Raw genomic sequence first — 19,659 nt, forward strand, 5'->3', positions numbered from 1 at the left:
GAGAATTTATGCGTCGCGCCCTGCTCTTGGCTCTCGCCGTGCTCGCCCTGCCCCTCCAGGCAGCTGATCTCAAGCCTTTCTCGGCCAGCTACACCGCCGACTGGAAGCAGCTACCCATGAGCGGCACCGCCGAGCGCAGCCTGGTCAAGAATGCCAACGGTACCTGGGACCTTAACTTCAAGGCTTCCATGATGATCGCCAGCCTGACCGAGCAAAGCACCCTGCGCCTGGAAAACGACACCCTGCTGCCGCAGAAGTACCACTTCGAGCGCGGCGGCCTGGGCAAAGCCAAGAAGGTCGACCTGAACTTCGACTGGACCGGCAAGAAGGTCACCGGCAGCGACCGTGGCGACGCTGTCAGCCTGCCGCTGAACCGCGGCGTGCTGGACAAGTCGTCCTACCAGCTGGCCCTGCAGCATGACGTAGCCGCCGGCAAGAAAAGCATGACCTACCAGGTGGTTGACGGTGACGAGATCGACACCTACGACTTCCGCGTGCTGGGCACTGAAAAGGTCGCCACCAAGACCGGCCAGGTCGATGCCGTGAAGGTCGAGCGCGTACGCGACCCGAGCCAGAGCAAGCGCATCACCGAGCTGTGGTTCGCCAAGAACTGGGACTACCTGCTGGTGCAACTGCGCCAGGTCGAAACGGATGGCAAGGAGTACGTGATCGTGCTGCAGGATGGCACGGTCGATGGCAAGCCGGTTAAAGGCAACTGATCCAGCACCGCCTGCTGCACCCGAAGCCCCGCCCAGTGCGGGGTTTTTTATAATACCTGTACCGGCCTCTTCGCAGCACAAGGCTGCTCCTACAGGTATCGCGCTTCCCCTGTAGGAGCAGCCTTGTGCTGCGAAGAGGCCGGTACAGGCAACACACCTTCCAGCTTTATGAAACTTGTTTCATGCCTGTTTTATTTACTTAGCCTGCTAACAAACTCTATAAAGAGGGTGTGCGACACACTGTCGCAGCCAACTGAAGAAGTGGAGTTTACCGATGACAGTCCAAGTAACCGAACGCGACGAATCGAAAATGTCCCACGAAGGCCTGGCCGCTGGCGTGCGGATCTGGGATGTGCACCAACAAGGCCAATTGGTGGGCATGTTCCACAATGAACATGAAGCGCACCAGTACCGCGTAGAGCTGGAAGTCCTGGAAAACCAGCGCACCACGCAGTGACCCCTCTTCAAATAAAAAACCCCGCCAAGGCGGGGTTTTTCGTGTTTACCACATCAGGTCGTCCGGGATCTTGTAGGCCGCGTACGGGTCGTCCTCGTCCGCTTCCTCGACATGGGTGTTGAGCAGCAGGATACGGCTGGGGTCACGCTCCTGGATCTTCACCGCCGCTTCACGGGGAATCACCTCGTAACCGCCGGCATGGGCCACAACGGCCAATGCGCCGTTACTCAACCGGGTCCGCATCAAAGCGTTGACGGCAATGCGCTTGACCTTCTTGTCGTCGACGAAGTTGTAGTAATCCTCGGTGTTCAGCTTGGGCAGGCGCGTGGCTTCGATCAACTGCTTGACCTGTGCGGCACGGGCTTTCTGCTCAGCCTTTTCCTGCTGCTGGCGATTCAGCTCCTGGTCGCGCTTGACCTTTTCGGCCATGGCTTCCTTGGCGATGCGCTGTTGGCTGTCGTCGACTTCGACCTGGCCTTTGTGCTCCATGCGCTTCTGTTTCTTTTCAGCTTTGTTGGTCTGCGAGACCTGTTTCTGGTTGACCAGACCGGCTTTGAGCAATTGGTCGCGAAGGGAAAGGCTCATGAATGTTCACTCACTTATGCAACAGCTCAGCCGCAGCTGGGCAGGTTCTTTTCCTGACGTTTGGCTTCACCCCAAAGGGCGTCCAGTTCGTCAAGGTTACAATCTTCAATGGGGCGGCCGCTGTCGCGCAATGCCTGCTCGATAAAACGGAAACGTCGCTCGAACTTGCGGTTGGCGCGGCGCAGGGCATTTTCAGGGTCTTGCTTGAGATGGCGAGCCAGGTTGACGGCGGCGAACAGCAGGTCGCCGACCTCATCCTCGAGCGCATCGGCATCACCGTCGGCCATGGCCTGCAGTACTTCATCCAGCTCTTCGCGCACCTTGTCCAGCACCGGCAATGCTCCAGGCCAGTCGAAACCGACCGTGGCCGCACGCTTCTGCAGTTTGGCTGCCCGCGACAGGGCCGGCAAGGCTGACGGTACATCGTCGAGCAGCGACAGTTGCTCGGGGGTGCTTTTCTCGGCGCGTTCCTGCGCCTTGATCTCTTCCCAGCGCGACTTGACCTGGGCCTCGTTCAGGCTGGGGGTGTCCAGCGGCGCATACAGCTCGCCGGTGGGGAATACATGTGGGTGGCGGCGAATCAGCTTGCGGGTAATGCTGTCGACCACGCCATCGAACTCGAAACGCCCCTCTTCCCGGGCCAGCTGGCTGTAGTAGACCACCTGGAACAGCAGGTCGCCCAGCTCACCCTGCAGGTGCTCGAAATCGCCGCGCTCGATGGTGTCGGCGACCTCGTAGGCTTCTTCGATGGTGTGGGCAACGATACTCGCGTAGTTCTGCTTCAAGTCCCACGGGCAGCCGTACTGCGGGTCGCGCAGGCGGGCCATGAGGTGCAGCAGGTCTTCGAGGGTGTAGGTCATCTAGGCAGATCCTTTAGTGGCGCCTGCTTCGCGGGTAAACCCGCTCCCACAGGTATCGTGCAAATCCTGAGATGTGCGCCGTACCTGTGGGAGCGGGTTTACCCGCGAAGAAGCCGCCGCGGTCTCAAGGAGTACGATTACGCCGCGTCTCGATGATGTTCGGCAACTGCGAGATCCGCCCCAGCAGGCGACCCAGCGCGTCCAGGCCGGGAATCTCGATGGTCAGCGACATCAGCGCCGTGTTGTCTTCCTTGTTCGAGCGGGTGTTCACCGCCAGCACGTTGATCTTCTCGTTCAGCAGCACCTGCGACACATCGCGCAGCAGCCCCGGGCGGTCGTAGGCACGGATGACGATGTCGACCGGGTAGGTCTGCACCGGGATCGGCCCCCAGCTCACCTGGATCATGCGCTCCGGCTCCTTGCCCGCCAGTTGCAGCACCGAGGCACAGTCCTGGCGATGGATGCTCACGCCACGGCCCTGGGTGATGTAACCGACAATGGCATCGCCCGGCAGCGGCTGGCAGCAGCCGGCCATCTGCGTCAGCAGGTTGCCGACACCCTGAATCTGGATGTCACCACGCTTGCCGGTACGCGGCCCGGTAGGCTTGCGCGGTACCAGCTCGATCTGCTCGATGCGCTCAGGCTCCAGCAACTGCTGGGCGGCGTTGACCAGGTGGGCCAGGCGCAGGTCGCCTGCGCCGAGCGAGGCGAACATGTCCTCGGCGGTCTTGACGTTGGTCTTCTCGGCCAGGCGTTCGAAGTCCACCTGCGGCAAGCCCAGGCGGCTGAGCTCGCGCTCGAGCAAGGTCTTGCCGGCGGCGACGTTCTGGTCACGTGCCTGCAGCTTGAACCAGTGCACGATCTTGGCCCGTGCCCGCGAGGTGGTGACGTAGCCCAGGTTGGAGTTCAACCAGTCACGACTGGGGTTGCCGTGCTTGCTGGTGATGATCTCCACCTGCTCACCGGTCTGCAGGCTATAGTTCAGCGGCACGATACGGCCGTTGATCTTGGCACCCCGGCAGTTGTGGCCGATCTCGGTGTGCACACGGTAGGCGAAGTCCAGCGGGGTCGCCCCCTTGGGCAAGTCAATGGCGTGGCCGTCAGGGGTGAACACATAGACCCGGTCCGGCTCGATGTCGACCCGCAACTGCTCGACCAGGCCACCGATGTCGCCCAGCTCTTCGTGCCATTCCAGCACCTGGCGCAGCCAGGAAATCTTCTCTTCGTAATGGTTGGAGCTGGGCTTGACGTCGGTGCCCTTGTAGCGCCAGTGGGCGCAAACCCCCAGCTCGGCTTCTTCATGCATGCCGTGGGTACGGATCTGCACCTCCAGCACCTTGCCCTCGGGGCCGATCACTGCGGTGTGCAGCGAGCGGTAGCCGTTTTCCTTGGGGTTGGCGATGTAGTCGTCGAACTCTTTGGGGATGTGCCGCCACAGCGTGTGCACGATACCCAGCGCGGTGTAGCAGTCGCGAATTTCCGGCACCAGCACGCGCACTGCACGCACGTCGTAGATCTGGCTGAATTCCAGGCCTTTGCGCTGCATCTTGCGCCAGATCGAATAGATATGTTTCGCCCGGCCGCTGATGTCGGCATTGACGCCCGTGGCCAGCAGCTCGTTCTGCAGCTGGTTCATCACGTCGCTGATGAAGCGTTCGCGGTCCAGCCGGCGCTCGTGCAGCAGCTTGGCGATCTGCTTGTACTGGTCGGGTTCGAGGTAGCGGAAGGACAGGTCTTCCAGCTCCCACTTGATGTGGCCGATACCCAGGCGGTGCGCCAGCGGCGCATAGATGTCGAACACCTCACGCGCGACACGCAGGCGTTTCTCGTCGTCGGCGGCCTTGACCGCACGGATTGCGCAGGTACGCTCGGCCAGCTTGATCAGTGCCACACGCACATCGTCGACCATGGCCACGAGCATCTTGCGCAAGTTCTCGACCTGCGCCTGCGAGCCCAGCACCAGCGACTGCCGCGGGCTGAGGCTGGCGCTGATGGCGGCCATGCGCAACACGCCGTCGATCAGCTTGGACACCACCGGGCCGAACCGCTGGCTGACCTCGGCCAGGGTCACCTTGCCCTCGCGTACCGAACGGTAGATGACCGCGGCAACCAGAGAATCCTGGTCCAGCTTGAGGTCTGCGAGTATTTCGGCAATTTCCAGGCCCGCCTGGAAGCTGGACGTACCGTCCGCCCAGGAATGCTTGGCCGGGTTGCCCTTCTTCTCGATCTCATGGGCAAACTCGCAGGCTTCTTTGAGCGCTGCGCGATCCAGTGCCGAGTCGACGCTTACCACATGGTCCAACCATCCATCGAGATTGATACTGCCGTCGGTGTTGACCGGCTGGTGCACTCTCACCTGTACCATCTTTGTTTTACCTTTCCATACAGCGCACCACGCGGGTGCGCTGGCGATCACCGTGAGGCTGCCATTCCATGGAAGCCACACCAAGGGGCCAGTCTGCTAGCCCACTTCGAATAACGCCATGGCCTCGACATGCGCCGTTTGAGGAAACATGTCGAGAATCCCGGCCCTTTTTAACCGGTACCCCTGGCCGACCAGCACCTGCGCGTCTCGCGCCAGCGTGGCCGGGTTGCACGATACGTAAACCAGCCGTTTGGCCTGGAGGCGTGCGATGCCTTGCACCACCTCGAAAGCACCGTCGCGCGGTGGATCCAAGAGTACCGCAGAAAAGCCCTCGGCGGCCCATCCGGCGCCTGCCAAAGGCTGCGATAAATCGGCCTGAAAAAACCGTGCGTTATGCACATTGTTGTTCCGGGCATTGGCCGCGGCCCGATCGACCATGGCCTGTACACCTTCCACTGCCACCACCTCACGGGCCTTGCGGGCCAGCGGCAGGGCAAAGTTGCCCAGGCCGCAGAACAGGTCCAGCACCCGCTCGTCGGCCTGCGGTGCGAGCCAGGCCAGGGCCTGCTCGATCATCGCCGTGTTGACCTGGGCATTCACCTGCACGAAGTCACCTGGGCGCCAGGCCAGTTCCAGCTGCCACGGCGCCAGGGCAAAGCCCAGTTGCACGGCCGGGTCCACCGGCGCCGGCTCGCCTTCACCCTGCAGCCACAGCTGGGCATTGGCCTGCTCGCAGAACGCCTGCAGTTTTGCCAGGTCTTCTGCCGGCAGCGGCGCGACGTGGCGCACCAACACCGCCTCGGCGGTGCCACTGAACAGTTCCACGTGGCCCAGCGCCTGCGGTTTGCTCAAAGAACGCAGCACCGTCGGCAAGTGGCGCAGAATCGACTGCAAGGGCTGTACCAGCACCGCGCAGTCGTCGATGGCGATGATGTCCTGGCTGGCTTCGGCACGGAAGCCCACTTCCAGCTGACGCGCCTTGACGTCCCAGCGTACGGCCACACGGGCCCGGCGCCGGTAGCCGAATTCTGGCCCGCTCAGGGGTGCGGCCCATTCCTCGGGTTGCACGCCGGCCACCCGCTGCAGCTGCTCGGCCAGGGTGCGCTGCTTGAGCGCCAGCTGCGCGTCGTGCGGCAGGTGCTGCAAGTTGCAGCCACCGCAGCGTGCGTAGTGGCGGCACGGTGCCTCACGGCGCTCGGGACTGGCCTGCAGCACCCGCTCCAGGCGGGCCTCGACCACTTTGCCACGGGCGTTGAGTACCCGCGCCTCCACGGCCTCACCGGCCAGGGCGCCACTGACGAACCAGGTGCGCCCTTCAAGGAAGGCGATGCCACGGCCGTCACCGGCCAGGCGCTCGATTTCCAGGCGCTGCTTCTTGCCCACGGGGACCTGGGGAGTGCGGTTGCCGCCGGCCGGCTGGAAGCGCAGGCCGCTGTTGCTTTTTTTCTTGGACATTTAGCTCGGATCAAACAGGCCGGTGGAGAGGTAACGGTCGCCGCGGTCGCAGATGATCGCGACCATCACGGCATTTTCCACCTCGCGGGAGAGGCGCAGCATGGCTGCAACCGCACCACCGGAAGACACGCCGCAGAAAATGCCCTCTTCACGGGCAAGGCGGCGGGTGGTGTCTTCGGCTTCCTGCTGCGACATGTCGACCACACGGTCGACGCGGGTGGCGTCGAAGATTTTCGGCAGGTATTCCTCGGGCCAGCGGCGAATGCCCGGAATGGCCGAGCCTTCCATCGGTTGCAGGCCGATGATCTGTACCGCCGGGTTCTGCTCCTTGAGGTACTGCGAGCAGCCCATGATGGTGCCAGTGGTACCCATGGAGCTGACGAAATGGGTAATGTTGCCCTGGGTCTGCTGCCAGATCTCAGGGCCGGTGCTGTTGTAGTGGGCAATCGGGTTGTCGCCGTTGGCGAACTGGTCGAGCACCAGGCCGCGGCCTTCGGCCTGCAGCTTCTCGGCCAGGTCACGAGCGCCTTCCATGCCCTCCTCCTTGGTCACCAGGATCAGCTCGGCACCATAGGCAGTCATGGCGGCCTTGCGCTCGGCGGTGGAGTTGTCGGGCATGATCAGGATCATCTTGTAGCCCTTGATCGCCGCCGCCATTGCCAGGGCGATACCGGTGTTGCCGGACGTGGCTTCGATCAGGGTGTCGCCGGGCTTGATCTGGCCACGCAGTTCGGCGCGGGTGATCATCGACAGCGCCGGGCGGTCCTTCACCGAGCCGGCAGGATTGTTACCTTCGAGCTTGAGCAGGAGGGTGTTGCTGGTTTCACCAGCAAGGCGCTGCAGGCGAACCAGGGGCGTATTGCCGACGCAATCGGCGATGGTTGGGTACTGCAAGGTCATGGTGTCTTTCACAATCCGGACGGCAGGGGCGCCTATCATACCGGCAAACCCCTCGCGGCCATATCACGCAATCTGTGGTGCATATAGCTACAAGCTATAACCAAGCCTGTGCGGACCTATTCGCGGGCACGCCCGCTCCCACAGGGATCGCACTGCACTCAAGATAATTGCTGTATCTGTGGGAGCGGGCGTGCCCGCGAAGGGGCCGGCACATGTAACGGCAACCTCATCCACAGCCGCAGCCCATGCTTGCCATTCTGCGCCCACAAGGTCCCGCCCTGGCGCTGGATGGCACTGCGGGCGATGCTCAAGCCCAGGCCAAAACCGCCATCCCCCGGCCGAGAACCGTCCAGCCGCGAGAACGGCGCGAAGATCCGTTCCAGGTCCTCTTCAGCCACGCCGCCGCCTTCATCCTCCAGCCACAACCACCAGTAACTGCCTTCGCGCTGCCCGCCCAGCCGCACCACACCCTCGGCCGGCGAGTGACGAATGGCATTGCGCAAGATGTTTTCCAGCGCCTGGGCCAGGTGGTTGAGGTTGCCCTGCACCCAGCAGTCGGCCGGCACTTCGCAGCGCAGGCGCGCGGGCGACCAGCCGCTTTCGTAGCTGGCATTCTCGGCCAGCAGTTCCCACAGCGCGTGGACTTCGATGGGTTCCAGGTTCATCGGCGCACGCTCGGCGTCCTGCCAGGCCAGCTGCAGGGTGTCTTCCACCAACTGCTGCATGCAGTCCACTTCACGGGTCAGGCGTTCGCGCAGGCGCTGCAGGTCGGTCTCGCCGTCGCAGGCCACCCGTAACCGGCTCAGCGGCGTGCGCATTTCGTGAGACAGGTCGCGCAACAACTGCTGCTGCATGGCCACCGTGCCCTGCAGCCGCTCGGCCATCTGGTCGAAGGCGCGGGCCAGTTCGCCCAGCTCGTCATGCCGGGCGATGGTGCGCGAGTCGAGGCGCGCCGACAGCTGATCGGCGCGCCAGGCATTGGCCTGCTCACGCAGCTGGTTCAGCGGCACGATCAACATGCGGTACAGGCCCACGCACAACAGCAAGGTGAACAGGCCAGGGATGATGCCGTTGGTGACGATTCGCCACAGCAACCGGTACTGGTCCGGGTTGAACCGCTGCGGCAGTTCGATCACCAGCATGCCCTGCTCCGGCGCCCCCGGGAACGGTATGCGTACCCACGGCTGGTCGACGCTGCGCCGGCTCATCGGCCAGTCGACACCGCGCAGGCGCGTCAGCCGCTGCATGATCTGCGGGTCGAGGGTGGCGCTGTCGAGCGGTCGCAGGTTGATATCGAGCACGCCAACCCAGCCCCGTTCGCGCTGGTGCATCGCCGTCACCCACTGGTCCAGCCCTGCCCGCCCGCCGTTGCGCCAGGCCTGCTCAGCCTCGTCGGCGTAGCCTCGCAACGTCTGCCGCGCCGGTTCCGAGAGGAAGGCGTTCTGGATTTCCATGTGCCGGCCCCAGGTGTAACTGAGGCCGATCATCAGCAGGCAGAAACCCACCAGCAGGATGGCCAGCTTCCAGAACAGCGAATGGCGGTCAAGCATGGCTCACTCTGCCTCGCTGGCGCTGAGCACGTAACCCTTGCCCCACACGGTACGGATCTGGCGTTCGTGATAGTCGATGCCCTTGAGCTTGCGGCGGATCTGGCTGACGTGCATGTCCAGGCTGCGGTCATGCCGCGAATAGCCGCGCTGCAACACCTGCTGGTAAAGAAACGGCTTGCTCAGGACATCGTCGAAGTTGCGGTTGAGGATGTCGAACAGCCGGTATTCGCTGGGGGTAAGGCCGGCCAGGCGGCCATTCAGGCGCACGTCGCACAGCCCCTCGTCGAACTGCAGCTCGCCGCAGCCGGCATGCTCCTGCGGGGCTTGATGACGGCGTTCGAGTGCCACCCGGCGCAGGATTGCCTCGATGCGCACCTGCAGCTCGGCCATGCTGAAGGGCTTGGGCAGGTAATCGTCGGCCCCGCGCTGGAAGCCACTGATGCGGTCGGCCTCGGCCCCCAGCGCCGACATCAGGATTACCGGCGTGGCGCTGCGCTTGCGCAACTGCGCCAGGGCGTCCAGGCCGTTCAACCCGGGCAGCAGGATATCCATGAGCACCACGTCGAAAACCTCGCGGCCCGCCGTTTCCAGGCCCTCCAGACCATTACGGCACCAGGTGACCTGGAAGCCGCCACGTTGCAGCTCTTCGTGCAGGTAGGCACCCAGCACCGGGTCGTCCTCGATGGCGAGGATATTGGAGTTGTAAATAGCTACAGGATTCATTGGCAACTGCCATGCATTCTCAATTGCGCAATTATTGAGCATCCGCTGCCTGCCAGGCAACCGCCCTGCGACCAATGCCTCGGCAACGGCGCAAAACAACGACTAAAGAGGTGCAATAGCGCTGCAGGCGGAGTAACTTCCCGGCTTGGCCGTCATCGCTTGGCGGCTTCCAGGCACATCACAGGAGGCGAGTGTGCTCGATCGCTTGGGAATCCGCAGCCGGGTTCTGCTACTGGCCCTGCTGCCTGCCGGCCTGATGGCCCTGATGCTGGGCAGTTACTTCACCTGGCTGCAACAGAACGACCTGCGCACCCAGTTGCTGCAACGCGGCAAGATGATCGCCGAGCAACTGGCGCCATTGGCTGCGCCCGCCATGGCCCGGCTTGCGCCCGCACAGCTGGAGCGCATTGCCGCGCAAACCCTGGAGCAGGCCGACGTACGCGCTGTTGCCTTCCTGGCCCCGGACCGCACGCGCCTGGCACACGCCGGCCCGAGCATGCTCAACCAGCCGCCCAGCGGCGGTACCGGCACGCAATTGCTGCAACGCAGCGGCAATGACGCCACCCGCTATCTGATGCCCGTGTTCGGCCACCACCGCGACCTCGCCACCGATGCCGTGCCGACCGAAGCGGAACGCCTGCTGGGCTGGGTCGAGATCGAGCTGTCGCATGACGGCACCCTGCTGCGCGGCTACCGCAACCTGTTCACCAGCCTGTTGCTGATCCTCGCCTGTCTGGTGCTCAGCGGCCTGTTGGCGCTGCGCATGAGCCGCACCATCAACGACCCGATCGAGCGCATCAAGCACGCGGTCAACCAGCTCAAGGATGGCCACCTTGAAGAACGCCTGCCAACCATGGGCAGCCACGAGCTGGACGAGCTCGCCCGCGGCATCAACCGCATGGCCGAAACCCTGCAGAACGCCCACGAAGAACTGCAGCACAGCATCGACCAGGCCACCGAAGACGTGCGCCAGAACCTGGAAACCATCGAAATCCAGAACATCGAGCTGGACATGGCGCGCAAGGAGGCCCTTGAAGCCAGCCGCATCAAGTCGGAGTTCCTGGCCAACATGAGCCACGAGATCCGCACCCCGCTCAACGGCATCCTCGGCTTTACCCATCTGCTGCAGAAAAGCGAGCTGACGCCACGCCAGCTGGACTATCTGAACACCATCGAGAAGTCCGCCGACAACCTGCTGGGGATCATCAACGAGATCCTCGACTTCTCCAAGATCGAGGCCGGCAAGCTGGTGCTCGACAGCATTCCGTTCAACCTGCGCGACCTGATCCAGGACACCCTGACCATCCTCGCCCCGGCCGCCCACGCCAAGCAGCTGGAATTGCTCAGCCTGATCTACCGCGACACCCCGGCTTCGCTGGTCGGCGACCCGCTGCGGCTCAAGCAGATCCTCACCAACCTGGTCAGCAACGCCATCAAGTTCACCCGCGAAGGCACCATCGTCGTGCGCGCCATGCTCGAAGACGAGCACGAAGACAGCGCGCAGCTGCGCATCAGCGTGCAGGACACCGGTATCGGCCTGTCGCCGCAAGAGGTGCGCACGCTGTTCCAGGCCTTCAGCCAGGCCGACAACTCGCTGGCTCGCCAACCCGGCGGCACCGGGCTGGGGCTGGTGATTTCCAAGCGCCTGATCGAACAGATGGGTGGCGAAATCGGTGTCGACAGCACCCCGGGCGAAGGCTCGCAGTTCTGGATCAGCCTCAACCTGCCCAAAGCCCACGACGACCTCGAGGAGCAGCCGATGCAGCCGCTGCTGGGTCGCCGCGCAGCCATCGTCGATGGCCACGAGCTGGCGCGCCAGGCGCTGGAGCACCAGTTGGAAGACTGCGGCCTCAGCGTCAGCCTGTTTGCGTCCTACGACCAGTTGCTGCAGGCGGTGCAAGCGGCCAGCCAGGCCGGCCTGCCGTTCGAGTTCGCCGTGCTCGGGGCCAACCTGGGTAATCTGTCGCCCGAGCAACTGGGCCACTACCACCAGCAACTCGAACGTTACCACTGCCAGTGCGTGGTGCTGTGCCCGACCACCGAGCAGGCGCTGTACCACCCGTACCTGCCCAACGGCCATGGCCAGTTGCTGTCCAAGCCGACCTGCACGCGCAAACTGCGCCGGCTGCTGATGGAGCTGGTGCAACCGCGCCGCCCGCAGAGCGAGGCGCATAGCCTCAACGGCCAGCGCCAGCCGAAGGTCCTCTGCGTCGATGACAATGCCGCCAACCTGCTGCTGGTGCAGACCCTGCTCGAAGACCTGGGCGCCGAGGTGCTGGCCGTCGACAACGGCTACGCCGCGGTACAGGCCGTGCAGGACGAACCGTTCGATCTGGTGCTGATGGACGTGCAGATGCCCGGCATGGATGGCCGCGCCTGTACCGAGCAGATCCGCCTCTGGGAAAACACCCAAAGTGGCAACCCGTTGCCCATCGTCGCCCTCACCGCCCACGCCATGGCCAACGAAAAACGCGCCTTGCTGCACGCCGGCATGGACGACTACCTGACCAAGCCGATCAGCGAGCGGCAACTGGCCCAGGTGGTGATGAAGTGGACCGGCCTGAGCCTGGGCATGCCGCAACAGGCGCAGGCCGAGCAAGCGACCAGCAGTGACGACCTGAAGGTGCTCGACCCCGAAGAAGGCCTGCGCCTGGCGGCGGGCAAGGCGGACCTGGCGGCCGACATGCTGAGCATGCTGCTGTCGTCGCTGGACGCTGACCGCGACGCCATACGCGCTGCTCGCGAGGCGGGCGACCGCGACCGCCTGATAGAACAGGTACACCGCCTGAACGGTGCCTCGCGCTATTGTGGCGTGCCACAGCTGCGCGCCGCCTGCCAGCGCAGCGAAACCTTGCTCAAGCAGGATCACCCACAGGCACAGCAAGCGCTGGATGAGCTGGACGGCGCCATCAGCCGGCTGGCGGCGCAGGCCAGGTTGAGTGCATGGCCGTTGCTGTGGCCTACGCAGCACTTGTAGAAGGAGCCTCACCATGCGCGCCCTGTTGTTCAGCAGCCAGCATTACGACCAGGAAAGCTTCACCCGGGCCGCCAGCGACAGCGCGCTGGCGCTGCATTTCCAGCCCGCCCGCCTGACCCTCGACACCGCTGCTCTGGCCAGTGGCCATGAAGTTGTTTGCGCCTTCATCAATGACGAACTCGACGCCCCAGTGCTCCAGCGCCTGGCCGAAGGCGGCACGCGGCTGATCGCCCTGCGTTCGGCCGGCTACAACCACGTCGACCTGGCCGCTGCCAAGCGCCTGGGCCTTGCCGTGGTGCGCGTGCCGGCCTACTCGCCACACGCCGTGGCCGAACACGCCGTGGCCCTGATCTTGGCCCTCAACCGGCGCCTGCACCGGGCCTACAACCGCACCCGCGAAGGCGACTTCACCCTGCACGGGCTGACCGGTTTCGACCTGCACGGCAAAACCGTCGGCGTGGTCGGCACCGGCCAGATCGGCGCCGCCTTCGCCCGCATCATGGCCGGCTTCGGCTGCCAGCTGCTGGCCTACGACCCCTACCCCAACCCGGAGCTGCTGGTCCTCGGCGCGCGCTACCTGACCTTGCCCGAGCTGCTGCGCGAAGCCCGTATCATCAGCCTGCACTGCCCGCTGACCGAGCACACCCGGCACCTGATCAATGCACAAAGCCTGGCCCAGCTACAGCCCGGCGCCATGCTGATCAACACCGGCCGTGGCGCACTGGTCGACACCCCGGCACTGATCGACGCGCTGAAAAGTGGCCAGCTGGGCTACCTGGGCCTGGACGTCTACGAAGAAGAAGCCCAGCTGTTCTTCGAGGACCGTTCCGACCTGCCGCTGCAGGACGATGTACTGGCCCGCCTGCTGACGTTCCCCAACGTGATCATCACTGCCCACCAGGCCTTCCTCACCCGCGAGGCACTGGACGCCATTGCCGCGACCACGCTGGACAACATCAACCGCTGGGCGGCAGGCAATCCGCAGAATCTGGTAATGGGTTAGTGCTAGGATACGCGGCATTTCTGGAGGACCCATGGTCGAGCACGATTTCCGCTACACCCTTTTCAACCCGCAACACACCCTGATCGAGTGCCGTGCACTGGTGCCGGGCCGCTATCAGGTCACCGGCAACGGCGGCTCGATGCATAAAGGCGACACCCTGCTGGTGACCCTCAAGGGCAGCAAGGATTTGTCCATGCGACTGACCGTGGACAGCGTGCGCCACCTGATCAACCCGCGCGGCCAGTGGGTCGCCGTAGCCAGCGGGCCGGTGTTCAACGAACTGGAAATCCTCACCTGGCAGGTCGAGTGCGACAGCTGCGACGCCGTGCTGGATTTTGAGTTTGCCGTGGACGCCAAGCTGGGCAAGAAAGCCCGTCAGCCCGCCGCCAGCGCACGCATTGCCGAACTGGGCTGGGCCAGCCGTGGCGAAAAACACCTGTGCCCGCGTTGCCAGGAGAGCGCCGAGTGAAGAATCTGCTGACCGGCGTGCTGATTGCCACCGGCCTGCTCGGCTGCGCCGCACAACCTTCAAAGCTGCAGCAGGAGCGCAGCTACGTGCTGGAGTGGATTGGCGAACGCCCGCTGATCGACTACAGCCACCTGACCCTGACCCTGGCCAGCGACGGCCGCGCCTATGGCAATGGCGGCTGCAACCACTGGTTTGCGCCGTATACGCTGGAGGGCGAGCACCTGAGCTTCGGCAAGGTCGGCAAGACCCGCAAGCTGTGTGCGCCGGCGTTGATGGAGCAGGAAAAGCGCTTTTTGCAGGCGCTGGAAACAGTTCAACGCTGGGACGTGTCACCGGTGGAGCAGATGCGCTTCTGGCCGGCCGAAGGCAAGCCACTGCGCTTCTGGCCTGAGGAAGGCTGAAGTCCCCCACGGCCTGTGTTGACTGCCAGGCAAACACAAGCCCTGTAGGAGCAGCCTTGTGCTGCGAAGAGGCCATTGCAGCCGAAGATGATCTTTAGCCTTACCGGCCTCTTCGCAGCACAAGGCTGCTCCTACAGGGTGATGTGGCAGCCACAGGTGCATCAGGCGCCTTTCAGGGCCTTGATCTTGGCCTGCAACCCTTCCAGGGTCTGCTCACCCAGCAGTTGTTCGCGCACCTTGCCCTTGTCATCGATGATGTAGGTCACCGGCAGCGCCTCGCTGCGCGGCAGGTCATAGCGCTCGGCCGGGTCCTGGGCCAGCACGGTAAAACCGATGCCCAGGGTTTCGGAGGCCTGTTTCAGGTCCTGCCCCTGCAAGCCATCGAAGTTCACCCCCACCACCTTGATGCCATCGGCCGCCCACTGCTTGGCCGCCGTGTTCAGTTCCGGGATTTCGGTACGGCACGGCCCGCACCATTCGGCCCAATAGTTGAGCACCAGCCAGTGCCCTTCGATCTGTTCGGCCTTAACCGTATTACCGTGTTGGTCCACGCCATAATCGGCACCGCAACCACCGAGCAACAGGCTCGCGGTGATGGCCAGTACTGCTGCCAGACGCCTTGCCATGGGTCAATCCTTCTCGAGTTTTAAAGCAAATGGGTCAGTCACTACGGTTAGAATAGCCGCCACAACCAGCTGGATGCGACCCGACATGACTGACCTGACGCTCTATCATAACCCGCGCTGCTCGAAATCCCGCGGCGCGCTGGAACTGCTCGAAGCCCGTGGCCTGGCGCCAACCATCGTGCGCTATCTGGAAACCCCACCCGACGCCGCCACCCTCAAGGCCCTGCTCGACAAGCTGGGCATTGCCCCCCGTGCGTTGCTGCGTACCGGCGAAGACGAATACAAAACGCTGAACCTCGCCGACCCGGCACTGACCGACGCGCAACTGATCGAGGCCATGGCCCGGCACCCCAAACTGATCGAACGGCCGATTCTGGTCGCTGGTGACAAGGCTGTGGTAGGCCGCCCACCCGAGAAAGTGCTGGAGATCCTGCCGTGAGCGCGCCCTACATCCTGGTGCTGTATTACAGCCGCCATGGCTCGACCAGCGAAATGGCCCGGCACATCGCCCGCGGCATCGAACTGGCCGGCATGGAGGCGCGCCTGCGCACGGTGCCTGCTATCTCTACCGAATGTGAAGCGGTGGCCCCGGACATCCCGCCCAGTGGTGCGCTGTACGCCACCCTGGACGACCTGCGCCACTGCGCCGGCCTGGTACTGGGCAGCCCGACCCGCTTCGGCAACATGGCAGCGCCGCTGAAGTACTTCCTGGATGGCACCAGCAGCCTGTGGCTGGGTGGTGAACTGGTCGGCAAGCCGGCAGGCGTGTTCACCTCTACCGCCAGCCTGCACGGCGGCCAGGAAACCACCCTGCTGTCGATGATGCTGCCGTTGATGCACCACGGCATGCTGGTGATCGGTTTGCCGTACAGCGAGTCGGCCTTGCTGGAAACCCGCGGCGGCGGCACCCCTTACGGCGCCAGCCATCATGCGGGGGCCGATGGCAAGCGAGAGCTCGATCAGCATGAGATCGCCCTGTGCCGCGCCCTGGGCCAACGCCTGGCGACCACGGCCAAGGCCCTGGAGGCCGCGCGTGGCTAAAAAGCCCAAGGTATTGCCGCCGCTGGAATGGCTGGCACCGCGCCTGCGCCTGACGCGGGCGTTGAGCCTGGCGTTTTTCTTTGGCCTGATCGCCCTGCTGCTGGTGAACAACCTGTGGTTCGCCAACCTGCATGGGGCGCGCGTCGGGGTGATCCTGGCAATCGAGCTGGTGCCGTTGCTGCTGTTGCTGCCTGGCATGCTGATGGGCAGTGCCCGGGCGCATGCCTGGACCTGTTTCGTGGTGAATATCTATTTCATCAAGGGCGTGCTGGCGGCGTTCGACCCGGCACGGGCGGTGTTTGGCTGGGTTGAAGTGCTGGTGAGCCTGGGCTTGTTCATTGCCGGGCTGCTGTATGTGCGCTGGAAGTTCCAGCATGAGCGCCGCCTGGCGGGCGAAGGCAGCTGAATTTTTCGCGGGCTCGCCCGCTCCCACAGGGATCGCGCCGCACTTGAGGCCTGCGCTGTACCTGTGGGAGCGGGCATGCCCGCGAAAAGGCCAACGCAAATCTCAATGGTTGACGGTATGCGCCAGCATCACCGACAACTGGCACAGCGGCCGCCCGCTCTCTTCATGCCACTGGTTGAACGCCTGCTGCACCAGCGCCAGGTCGCGCTGGCTGGTCGGTTGCTTGTCGATCACCTTCTGAGCAATCAACGCCGCCGCCATGTCATCGGTAGGAATGAAGGTGTCCTTGCCGACCATGCGCAAAAAGCGCGGCGCCGACAGCCCGCCCAGCTGGTTACCGTGCTTGGCCAGGTACTTCCACAAGCCGACAATGTCGGTCACCGGCCAGTCGGCGATGAAGGCGCCAAAGCTGCCCTTCTCCTTCGTCACGTCGAGGATCATCTGCGCATTGCGCGGCACGCTCTTGAGCTTGCCCAAGTGGCGGATGATGCGCTCGTCATGCATCAGCCGCTCCAGGTGCTCGGCGCCCATCAGCACGACCTTCTCCGGGTCGAAGCCGAAGAACACCTGCTCGAACGCGGGCCACTTGGCATCCACCAGGCTGTGCTTGAGCCCGGCGCGGAACACGCGCAGGGCCAGGGTCGACAGGTAGCGGTCGTCACTGATGCCGCGCAGTTGCGCCGGTGTGCGCGGCTGCGGCAGGAAGGCCTCCAGCGCCTGGGCCGAGCCGAAGCGGTTCAGGCAGTACTCATGCAGCCACTGGTAATCGCGCATGGGCTCAGATGTTCAGCACGTCGAGGAAACGCGGCGTGGCGTTTTCGTCGATTTTCAGGCTAGTGAAGTCGAACAGGTTGCGGTCGGCCAGTTGTGACGGCGCCACGTTCTGCAGGGCACGGAAGATGCTCTCGGTACGGCCCGGGTGCTTGCGCTCCCATTCCACCAGCATGTCCTTGACCACCTGGCGCTGCAGGTTTTCCTGCGAGCCGCACAGGTTGCACGGGATGATCGGGAATTCCTTCATGTCCGAGTAGGCCTGGATGTCCTTCTCGCTGCAGTAGGCCAGCGGGCGGATCACCACGTTGCGGCCATCGTCGGCGCGCAGCTTCGGCGGCATGCCCTTGAGCGCGCCGTTGAAGAACATGTTGAGGAAGAAGGTTTCGACGATGTCGTCGCGGTGGTGCCCCAGTGCCATCTTGGTTGCGCCGATTTCGTCGGCGAAGGTGTACAGGGTGCCACGGCGCAGGCGCGAGCACAGCGAGCATGTGGTCTTGCCCTCGGGTACCAGCTCCTTGACCACCGAATAGGTGTCTTTCTCGACGATGTGGTACTCGACGCCCAGCGCTTTGAGGTAGGCCGGCAGCACGTGCTCAGGGAAGCCCGGCTGCTTCTGGTCCATGTTCACCGCGACGATCTCGAACTTGATCGGTGCCACCTTCTGCAGGTGCAACAGAACGTCGAGCATGGTGTAGCTGTCCTTGCCGCCAGACAGGCAGACCATGACCTTGTCGCCATCCTCGATCATGTTGAAGTCGGTGATGGCTTCGCCGGCGAGACGACGCAGGCGTTTTTGCAGTTTGTTCTGGTTGACCGAGAGGGTGCCCATAGCGCTTGGATCCGCGAGGTGTGACAAAAGCCGGCTATTTTACGCACAAACGCAGCATCGCTGTAGGCATTCCGATAAAGACTTCGATGTAATCAACAGCGCTCGCGACAGCGCAATTTGCTCTAAAAAGCACGGTTCGTGCCGGTAACCGCTTCCTATACTGCGACATAAGGCCACATTACCGCTTGCATCGGTGTTCGGGCCTCGGGCCGCTTGCGCTCCATCTGGGGGGCGTTTTGCAACATTGAGAGGAGTGATCGGCATGATTCATCACGTTGTGGGGCTGTTTACCCATCCCGATCAGGAATGGCGGGAAATTCGTGGCGAAGAAGAAACCATCAGCCACATGTACCTGACGCACACCTTGATCCTGGCGGCGATCCCTGCCGTTTCCGCATTCATCGGCACTACCCAGGTGGGCTGGGTAATCGGTGACCGGCCAGCCGTGATGCTGACCATGGAAAGCGCCATCTGGATGAGCATCATGTCGTACCTGGCCATGCTCGGCGGGGTGGCGGTAATGGGCGCGTTCATCCACTGGATGGCCCGCACCTACGATGCCAACCCGTCCATGGCGCAGTGCATCGCCTTTGCCACCTACACCGCCACACCGTTGTTCATCGGCGGGCTGGCGGCGCTGTACCCGCACCTGTGGCTGGGCATGCTGATCGGCACTGCCGCCATCTGCTACACGGTGTACCTGCTATATGTCGGCTTGCCGACGTTCATGAACATACCGTCCGACGAAGGCTTCCTGTTCTCCAGCTCGGTGCTGGCGGTGGGCCTTGTGGTACTGGTGGCGATCATGGCTGCCACGGTAATTATCTGGGGACTGGGCGTGGGGCCCGTCTACACCAACTAGGACAGACTCAACCAACACTGGGGCATCAACCAGGGGCCGCCGCAAGGCGGCCTCTGGCTGTGCGCAGACCGGTGGCTCGGCAGGCCGCCGATGCTTGCGGCATAATGCCCGGTCAGGAGAACCGCCCCACCATGCCCGAGCTGCTCAAAGAACGCGTCGAAACCTGTTACCAGCAAGCCGAAACCTTTTTCAAACGCCCCTTCTCGCGCCCGGAAGTCAGCTTCAAGCTGCGCGGGCAAAAAGCCGGCGTCGCCCACCTGCACGAGAACCTGCTGCGCTTCAACCTGCAGCTTTACCGGGAAAACCAGGAAGACTTCCTGCGCCAGACCGTTGCCCACGAAGTGGCGCACCTGGTGGCCCACCAGTTGTTTGGCGACCGCATCCAGGCCCATGGCGAAGAGTGGCAATTGATCATGCGCGGGGTGTATGAGCTGCCCCCCAACCGTTGCCACAACTACGAAGTGCAACGGCGCGTGGTGACCCGCTACATCTACCGCTGCCCGTGCCCGCAGGGGGACTTCCCGTTTACTGCACAGCGGCACAAGCTGGTGCGCCAGGGGCGGCGGTACCTGTGCAAACGCTGCCGGGAGATTCTGGTGTACAGCGGCGAGACGCGCGTCGAATAGATTGTGTTCAGCCTTCACTGGCCTCATCGCC

At 63.7% G+C, this 19,659-nt stretch carries 21 protein-coding genes; 11 read left to right on the forward strand and 10 right to left on the reverse strand.

Annotated features, from left to right (window positions below; all coding sequences use genetic code 11):
- Positions 1-8: 8 nt before the first annotated feature.
- Positions 9-719, forward strand: coding sequence for a DUF3108 domain-containing protein (locus ABOC32_RS25965; RefSeq protein ID WP_016501109.1), 711 nt, complete (start codon positions 9-11; stop codon positions 717-719).
- Positions 720-993: 274 nt separating this feature from the next.
- Positions 994-1,176: a hypothetical protein gene (locus ABOC32_RS25970; RefSeq protein WP_054900562.1), complete on the forward strand. Its 183-nt coding sequence runs from the start codon at positions 994-996 to the stop codon at positions 1,174-1,176.
- A gap of 45 nt (positions 1,177-1,221) precedes the next feature.
- Here ABOC32_RS25970 and ABOC32_RS25975 read toward each other — a convergent pair whose 3' ends face one another.
- The 7 genes from ABOC32_RS25975 to ABOC32_RS26005 all read right to left on the reverse strand — a co-directional run bounded on the left by ABOC32_RS25975 (position 1,222) and on the right by ABOC32_RS26005 (position 9,614).
- Positions 1,222-1,761 carry a DUF2058 domain-containing protein gene (locus ABOC32_RS25975; RefSeq protein WP_086974697.1) on the reverse strand — a complete coding sequence of 180 codons (540 nt, stop codon included), beginning with the start codon at positions 1,759-1,761 and terminating at the stop codon, positions 1,222-1,224.
- Between the two features lie 26 nt (positions 1,762-1,787).
- Complete coding sequence (gene mazG, locus ABOC32_RS25980) at positions 1,788-2,621, reverse strand: nucleoside triphosphate pyrophosphohydrolase (protein WP_426809401.1); 834 nt, start codon at positions 2,619-2,621, stop codon at positions 1,788-1,790.
- A gap of 124 nt (positions 2,622-2,745) precedes the next feature.
- The gene (gene relA / locus ABOC32_RS25985) at positions 2,746-4,986 is read right to left on the reverse strand and encodes a GTP diphosphokinase (RefSeq protein WP_086974699.1); all 2,241 of its coding nucleotides are present in this window, start codon (positions 4,984-4,986) and stop codon (positions 2,746-2,748) included.
- A gap of 96 nt (positions 4,987-5,082) precedes the next feature.
- Positions 5,083-6,441 carry a 23S rRNA (uracil(1939)-C(5))-methyltransferase RlmD gene (gene rlmD, locus ABOC32_RS25990; RefSeq protein WP_426809402.1) on the reverse strand — a complete coding sequence of 453 codons (1,359 nt, stop codon included), beginning with the start codon at positions 6,439-6,441 and terminating at the stop codon, positions 5,083-5,085.
- Positions 6,442-7,341: a cysteine synthase CysM gene (gene cysM / locus ABOC32_RS25995; RefSeq protein ID WP_234229683.1), complete on the reverse strand. Its 900-nt coding sequence runs from the start codon at positions 7,339-7,341 to the stop codon at positions 6,442-6,444. It lies immediately after the preceding gene.
- Between the two features lie 158 nt (positions 7,342-7,499).
- The gene (locus tag ABOC32_RS26000; protein ID WP_426809403.1) at positions 7,500-8,891 is read right to left on the reverse strand and encodes a histidine kinase sensor domain-containing protein; all 1,392 of its coding nucleotides are present in this window, start codon (positions 8,889-8,891) and stop codon (positions 7,500-7,502) included.
- Between the two features lie 3 nt (positions 8,892-8,894).
- Entirely contained in the window at positions 8,895-9,614 is a 720-nt protein-coding gene (locus ABOC32_RS26005) for a response regulator transcription factor (RefSeq protein WP_426809404.1), read from the reverse strand.
- A gap of 193 nt (positions 9,615-9,807) precedes the next feature.
- On the opposite strand from ABOC32_RS26005, the gene ABOC32_RS26010 reads away from it, so the two are divergent.
- Genes ABOC32_RS26010 through ABOC32_RS26025 form a run of 4 tightly spaced genes read left to right on the forward strand, consistent with a single transcriptional unit; the run spans position 9,808 to position 14,464 of the window.
- Positions 9,808-12,591 carry a response regulator gene (locus ABOC32_RS26010; protein ID WP_426809405.1) on the forward strand — a complete coding sequence of 928 codons (2,784 nt, stop codon included), beginning with the start codon at positions 9,808-9,810 and terminating at the stop codon, positions 12,589-12,591.
- 13 nt (positions 12,592-12,604) lie between these two features.
- Positions 12,605-13,594 (forward strand): 2-hydroxyacid dehydrogenase, encoded by a 990-nt coding sequence (locus ABOC32_RS26015; RefSeq protein WP_426809406.1) that lies wholly within the window; start codon positions 12,605-12,607, stop codon positions 13,592-13,594.
- A 31-nt stretch (positions 13,595-13,625) separates the two neighbouring features.
- Positions 13,626-14,063 (forward strand): hypothetical protein, encoded by a 438-nt coding sequence (locus tag ABOC32_RS26020; protein WP_016501120.1) that lies wholly within the window; start codon positions 13,626-13,628, stop codon positions 14,061-14,063.
- Positions 14,060-14,464 carry an META domain-containing protein gene (locus ABOC32_RS26025; protein ID WP_086974708.1) on the forward strand — a complete coding sequence of 135 codons (405 nt, stop codon included), beginning with the start codon at positions 14,060-14,062 and terminating at the stop codon, positions 14,462-14,464. Before ABOC32_RS26020 ends, ABOC32_RS26025 begins: the two co-directional genes overlap by 4 nt.
- Positions 14,465-14,625: 161 nt before the next feature.
- Here the strand turns inward: ABOC32_RS26025 and ABOC32_RS26030 are convergent, their stop codons facing one another.
- Complete coding sequence (locus ABOC32_RS26030) at positions 14,626-15,090, reverse strand: TlpA disulfide reductase family protein (protein WP_016501122.1); 465 nt, start codon at positions 15,088-15,090, stop codon at positions 14,626-14,628.
- A gap of 85 nt (positions 15,091-15,175) precedes the next feature.
- Here ABOC32_RS26030 and arsC point away from each other — a divergent pair, with 85 nt between their 5' ends.
- The 3 genes from arsC to ABOC32_RS26045 are packed head-to-tail and all read left to right on the forward strand — an operon-like array spanning position 15,176 to position 16,537.
- Positions 15,176-15,529 carry an arsenate reductase (glutaredoxin) gene (gene arsC, locus ABOC32_RS26035; RefSeq protein ID WP_426809407.1) on the forward strand — a complete coding sequence of 118 codons (354 nt, stop codon included), beginning with the start codon at positions 15,176-15,178 and terminating at the stop codon, positions 15,527-15,529.
- A complete protein-coding gene (gene wrbA, locus ABOC32_RS26040; protein WP_426809408.1) occupies positions 15,526-16,131 on the forward strand; it encodes an NAD(P)H:quinone oxidoreductase in 606 nt (201 codons plus the stop codon). Before arsC ends, wrbA begins: the two co-directional genes overlap by 4 nt.
- Positions 16,124-16,537: a DUF2069 domain-containing protein gene (locus ABOC32_RS26045; protein ID WP_043196193.1), complete on the forward strand. Its 414-nt coding sequence runs from the start codon at positions 16,124-16,126 to the stop codon at positions 16,535-16,537. Before wrbA ends, ABOC32_RS26045 begins: the two co-directional genes overlap by 8 nt.
- Positions 16,538-16,639: 102 nt before the next feature.
- Here the strand turns inward: ABOC32_RS26045 and ABOC32_RS26050 are convergent, their stop codons facing one another.
- Both ABOC32_RS26050 and ttcA read right to left on the reverse strand, forming a co-directional pair.
- On the reverse strand, positions 16,640-17,311 hold the full coding sequence (locus ABOC32_RS26050; protein WP_426809409.1) for a DNA-3-methyladenine glycosylase I: 672 nt from the start codon (positions 17,309-17,311) through the stop codon (positions 16,640-16,642).
- Between the two features lie 4 nt (positions 17,312-17,315).
- Complete coding sequence (ttcA, locus tag ABOC32_RS26055; protein ID WP_086974713.1) at positions 17,316-18,140, reverse strand: tRNA 2-thiocytidine(32) synthetase TtcA; 825 nt, start codon at positions 18,138-18,140, stop codon at positions 17,316-17,318.
- Between the two features lie 262 nt (positions 18,141-18,402).
- Here ttcA and ABOC32_RS26060 point away from each other — a divergent pair, with 262 nt between their 5' ends.
- Both ABOC32_RS26060 and ABOC32_RS26065 read left to right on the forward strand, forming a co-directional pair.
- Positions 18,403-19,002: a Yip1 family protein gene (locus ABOC32_RS26060; RefSeq protein ID WP_016501128.1), complete on the forward strand. Its 600-nt coding sequence runs from the start codon at positions 18,403-18,405 to the stop codon at positions 19,000-19,002.
- Between the two features lie 131 nt (positions 19,003-19,133).
- Complete coding sequence (locus ABOC32_RS26065) at positions 19,134-19,628, forward strand: SprT family zinc-dependent metalloprotease (protein ID WP_426809410.1); 495 nt, start codon at positions 19,134-19,136, stop codon at positions 19,626-19,628.
- Positions 19,629-19,659: the final 31 nt, after the last annotated feature.

Source organism: Pseudomonas sp. WOUb67, assembly GCF_050058005.1.
GTDB lineage: Bacteria > Pseudomonadota > Gammaproteobacteria > Pseudomonadales > Pseudomonadaceae > Aquipseudomonas > Aquipseudomonas putida_R.

What these genes read in the sequence shown, in the direction of transcription:
- ABOC32_RS25965 (WP_016501109.1), top strand. Translation starts at nt 9, where the DNA reads ATGCGTCGCGCCCTGCTCTTGGCTCTCGCCGTGCTCGCCCTGCCCCTC.
- ABOC32_RS25970 (WP_054900562.1), top strand. Translation starts at nt 994, where the DNA reads ATGACAGTCCAAGTAACCGAACGCGACGAATCGAAAATGTCCCACGAA.
- ABOC32_RS25975 (WP_086974697.1), bottom strand. Translation starts at nt 1,761, where the DNA reads ATGAGCCTTTCCCTTCGCGACCAATTGCTCAAAGCCGGTCTGGTCAAC.
- mazG (WP_426809401.1), bottom strand. Translation starts at nt 2,621, where the DNA reads ATGACCTACACCCTCGAAGACCTGCTGCACCTCATGGCCCGCCTGCGC.
- relA (WP_086974699.1), bottom strand. Translation starts at nt 4,986, where the DNA reads ATGGTACAGGTGAGAGTGCACCAGCCGGTCAACACCGACGGCAGTATC.
- rlmD (WP_426809402.1), bottom strand. Translation starts at nt 6,441, where the DNA reads ATGTCCAAGAAAAAAAGCAACAGCGGCCTGCGCTTCCAGCCGGCCGGC.
- cysM (WP_234229683.1), bottom strand. Translation starts at nt 7,341, where the DNA reads ATGACCTTGCAGTACCCAACCATCGCCGATTGCGTCGGCAATACGCCC.
- ABOC32_RS26000 (WP_426809403.1), bottom strand. Translation starts at nt 8,891, where the DNA reads ATGCTTGACCGCCATTCGCTGTTCTGGAAGCTGGCCATCCTGCTGGTG.
- ABOC32_RS26005 (WP_426809404.1), bottom strand. Translation starts at nt 9,614, where the DNA reads ATGAATCCTGTAGCTATTTACAACTCCAATATCCTCGCCATCGAGGAC.
- ABOC32_RS26015 (WP_426809406.1), top strand. Translation starts at nt 12,605, where the DNA reads ATGCGCGCCCTGTTGTTCAGCAGCCAGCATTACGACCAGGAAAGCTTC.
- ABOC32_RS26020 (WP_016501120.1), top strand. Translation starts at nt 13,626, where the DNA reads ATGGTCGAGCACGATTTCCGCTACACCCTTTTCAACCCGCAACACACC.
- ABOC32_RS26030 (WP_016501122.1), bottom strand. Translation starts at nt 15,090, where the DNA reads ATGGCAAGGCGTCTGGCAGCAGTACTGGCCATCACCGCGAGCCTGTTG.
- arsC (WP_426809407.1), top strand. Translation starts at nt 15,176, where the DNA reads ATGACTGACCTGACGCTCTATCATAACCCGCGCTGCTCGAAATCCCGC.
- ABOC32_RS26050 (WP_426809409.1), bottom strand. Translation starts at nt 17,311, where the DNA reads ATGCGCGATTACCAGTGGCTGCATGAGTACTGCCTGAACCGCTTCGGC.
- ttcA (WP_086974713.1), bottom strand. Translation starts at nt 18,140, where the DNA reads ATGGGCACCCTCTCGGTCAACCAGAACAAACTGCAAAAACGCCTGCGT.
- ABOC32_RS26060 (WP_016501128.1), top strand. Translation starts at nt 18,403, where the DNA reads ATGATTCATCACGTTGTGGGGCTGTTTACCCATCCCGATCAGGAATGG.
- ABOC32_RS26065 (WP_426809410.1), top strand. Translation starts at nt 19,134, where the DNA reads ATGCCCGAGCTGCTCAAAGAACGCGTCGAAACCTGTTACCAGCAAGCC.